Annotated in this window: 4 protein-coding genes; all 4 read right to left on the bottom strand. The window is 60.3% G+C overall.

Annotation, left to right across the window (positions count from 1 at the left end):
• Nucleotides 1-4 precede the first annotated feature (4 nt).
• Complete coding sequence (locus tag J8I87_RS43565) at nucleotides 5-451, bottom strand: hypothetical protein (protein WP_209938811.1); 447 nt, start codon at nucleotides 449-451, stop codon at nucleotides 5-7.
• Between the two features lie 139 nt (nucleotides 452-590).
• A complete protein-coding gene (locus tag J8I87_RS43560) occupies nucleotides 591-1,721 on the bottom strand; it encodes an amidohydrolase (protein ID WP_209938809.1) in 1,131 nt (376 codons plus the stop codon).
• A gap of 2 nt (nucleotides 1,722-1,723) precedes the next feature.
• On the bottom strand, nucleotides 1,724-3,034 hold the full coding sequence (locus J8I87_RS43555) for an MFS transporter (protein ID WP_209938807.1): 1,311 nt from the start codon (nucleotides 3,032-3,034) through the stop codon (nucleotides 1,724-1,726).
• An 81-nt stretch (nucleotides 3,035-3,115) separates the two neighbouring features.
• Nucleotides 3,116-3,816: CoA transferase (locus J8I87_RS43550; RefSeq protein ID WP_209938804.1), on the bottom strand; the 701-nt coding region annotated here is incomplete at its 5' end.

Here is a 3,816-nt window from a genome sequence, read left to right as displayed (position 1 = left end):
CCCGTCACGCCGGTGCATCGCGCAATGCGCTTTCGGACAAACGTCTGCTACTGCGCCACTTCTGTATAACGAGATGCACTGAACCCTCGCGATACCATCGTTCGCAGCAGCTACAGCCCTCCTGTTCAAACTGGTCGGTACTCGTGTCCTCATCATCCTCCGGCAGTTCCGGCACCAGGTTCGCTTCGTCATTCGACCACGCAGTCGGTATGGCATCGGTTTCGTTCAACCCGTACTCCTTCGGACACTCAATGATCGCGCCAATCTCGTCATTGATGAGGTCGCGCACGTATGCGTCCTCGTCCGGGCGAAACCGGCGCCATGCGCCGTCAACGAAATGGTGCAGTGTCACGACGGATTGTGTATCAACCTCAACGGCAATGCGGATTTTCAGAAACGGATCGCTGGCCCACGGCGACCCCCATCGACCAACTAGATACCTTCCAGTCATAATTCGCTTCCAGAATTCTGATCAAATTAGCTTACGGGACTCCTATGCGAGTCAAGCCCCGTCTCCTGAGTTTGACCGACCCAAGCCGCCCTTCGACGCCCGCGATGATTCGCCCACAGCCCGATGGTTATCGATTGAGTTAGCTGAGATGGTACACCTTGGTCACGGTTCCTCGGAACAGCGCCTCCCGTTCCTGCGTACTCGCCTGCGCGGTTAAGCGCTTGAACGCATTCCAGCCGTTGCTATAGGGATACGAGCCCTTATCGACCGGAAAATTGCTTTCGAACATGCAGCGGTTCGCGCCGAACGTCTCGATGCAGGTATGCATCCACGGCTTCCATGTTGCCGCCAGCTCGATCGATGAAGGCGGAAGCTCTCCTTTTTCGAAGTCGAAGCCGTTGATCCGCATACCCAAGCCACCGACTTTCACATACACGTTGGGCAACTGCGCCAGCTCGCGCATCGAGCTCGACCATGCGTCGAACACTTCCTTGCGTTTGTCTGTGTACCTGGCGATGCGCACGATCCCGCCGCAATGATTGATGATGAACGGCGTGTCGGGATACGCCTTCGCCAGATCGAAGAGTTCGGGCAATTGCGGGAAGAAGAGCCACGCGTCGTAGGAGAGGCCGAGCGTCCCAAGTTGTGCGACGCCTGACCGATAGGTCGGGTCCAGCAGCAATCCCTGCGGCGCTGCCGACAAGGGATTCATGAGCGTCTGGTCTGCGTCCCACGTTACGAGATGCCGCACGCCGCGCAAGCGGCCAGCGCCCGCCTGAAGCTCGGCTTCGAGCACTTCTCGCACTGCCGTACCGCGACGCAGATCCGCGTAACCGACGATACCTTTCGCGACCTGCGGCCTGCCTTTCTGCAACGGTGCGGTGGCCCCGACCACATATTCGATTTCGCCGACCGGGCGCATCGGTTCGGAACCATCTTTTCGATAACGCGTCAGTGCCTGCATGTACACGGACGCGGTGATGTTGTGCCCGGATCTGGCGTCTTCGAGATATTCATCGAGCAGGTAAGTCCATCCCGTGCGCTCATAGAAATGATGATGCGCGTCAACGATCGGCATGGCCGGTTCGAGCGCGGATTCAGTGCCCGAGGCGAGCCACGCGGCGCGAACGGGAAGATAATTGCTGGTCGTGCTCATGCTGCGGGTTTCCTCTTTTGCGAATCCTTGCCGCGCAGAGACGGCCGGGATCATGATCGATGCTGCCGCCGCGCCAAGGAGCCGGCGTCGCAAGGGCGAACGAAGCGGTACCATGTTCACTTCTTCTCCGTGTTGAAAGCGTAGAGCGAGAGGGTCAGCAGGGTCGTGATGAGCAGCACGAACGACAGACCGATCATTCCCGCCGTGAATGTACCGAAGCTGTCCTTGAGATAGCCCACGAGATACGGTCCCGCAAAGCCACCAAGCGCGCCAATCGAATTGATCAGCGCGAGGCCGCCGGCAGCGGCCTGCCCGGAGAGGAACCTGTTCGGCAACGTATAGAAAATCGTGCGGCCCGCAATCGTTCCGATGAGCGCCAGTGTGATGCCGGTCATGGCAGGCACCAGTTGATGGAAATTGGTCGATACGCCGAGCGCCACGGCTCCGATCAAAAGACCCGCGGCCCGGCTCGCGATGGGGCCGCCGCGCCGATCGACCCGCTTGGCCCACCACAGCAATGCGATGGTTGCAAAGAAATACGGCACCGCCGACATCCAGCCGGTCTGCGTCACGCTCATGCCGTGAGCCTTGAGCATCTGCGGCAGCCAGATGCCAATACCGTAGGAACCCATCGTGAAGCCGAACGAGATCATCGCAAGGATGTACGTGCGCACATCCTTCAACGCGGCGGCGAAATCCTTCTTTTTCTGTCTGGCGGCGCCCTCGCGGTCGAAGGCGCTCTGCAGCGCGTGCGGCTCCTGCGGCGACAGCCACGAGGCATCGGCGGGCTTGTCCGCAAGCATCTGCAGCACGAGGAAGCCGAGCAAGCACGCGGGCAAGCCCTCCACAATGAACATCCATTTCCAGCCAGCCAGCCCGAGGAAGCCGTCCATCTTGAGCAGCCACGTCGAAAGCGGACCGCCGACGAGTGACGAGATCGGCGTGGAGACGGTGAACCACGCGAGCACGCGAGTGCGATAGCTTGCCGGAAACCAGACTGCGAGGAAGAAGATCACGCCCGGGAAGAAACCCGCTTCGCCGATACCCAGCAGGAGCCGGAGCACGTAGAAACTGGTCGGTCCCACCGCAAGCGCCGTGGCAGCCGCGAAGAAGCCCCACGTGATCATGATGCGCGCCAGCCAGCGTCGCGCGCCGAATCGGTACAGCGCAAGGTTACTTGGAACCTCGCATACGCAGTAACCCGCGAACATGATGCCGGCACCCCAGCCGAACTGCGTCGCAGTCAACCCGAGGTCGTGGTTCATCGTCAGCGCGGCAAAGCCAACGCTTGTCCGATCCAGGTAATTGAAAAAGTACGCGAGCGCGAGAAGCGGGATAAAGCGCCACGCCGCTTTCTTAACCGCCTGTTGTTCCAGTGTGGAATCGACGGACCTGTCGGCCGTCATTTCCGGTGATATCGATGTCATGTTCCGTCTCCTGTGGAATCACGGCCGACCTGAACCATGCTGCACGTGCGCGGCAGTGATTCCTTGCGTGCTGCCAGGGTGTCAGGCGCTGGCGAGTTCGTTAGCCGACGGGCTCGCCGGATCGCCAGGCTGCTGGTCCCGACACCTGACGATGCCCGCTTCGATCAGCTGTCTGAGGTCTTCCGGCGTGTAACCGAGTTGCATCAGAAGCGCTCGCGTATCCTGTCCGAGTGAAGGCGGCGCTGCGCGGAGTTGCAGCCGCTCCCCGCCAAGCGTCAGAGGCAGCAACGCGGTCTTCGTGGATACAGGTTGACCAGCACCACTAGCGTCCGACGGCAATGTAACATCGGCAAGCCCCCCCGTTGCAAGCAGATGGGGATCGTCAAACATATCCTGGGGCTTGGTGATCGGCGCATATGGCAATCCGCAGCGTTCGAAGATCGCGCTGATCTCGGACGCCGTGAATGCTTCCATGTGCTTGCGAAGCTGCGGCAACAACCAGTCGCGTGCCTGCACCCGCTGATTGTTGGTCACGATGCGCTCGTCGGCCTTCAGCTCAGTCAGGCCGAACGCGTCACAGAAGATCGCCCATTGTGTGTCGGACACGACCGCCAGGAAGATCTGTTCGCCGTTCCTGACTGAAAACACGTCATAGACCGCCCATGCGGAGATCCGGCTGGGCATCGGTGCAGCAGCTTTTCCGGTTGAGCGTGAGCACGGAAGTCGATGGACTGTTTTGCAGCGTAAATGAGGGACGGCTGGCAAAGTAAAACGGGGACCTG

The organism is Paraburkholderia sp. LEh10 (genome assembly GCF_017814945.1).
Taxonomy (GTDB): domain Bacteria; phylum Pseudomonadota; class Gammaproteobacteria; order Burkholderiales; family Burkholderiaceae; genus Paraburkholderia.
This window is presented reverse-complemented; position numbering and strand designations above follow the sequence as displayed.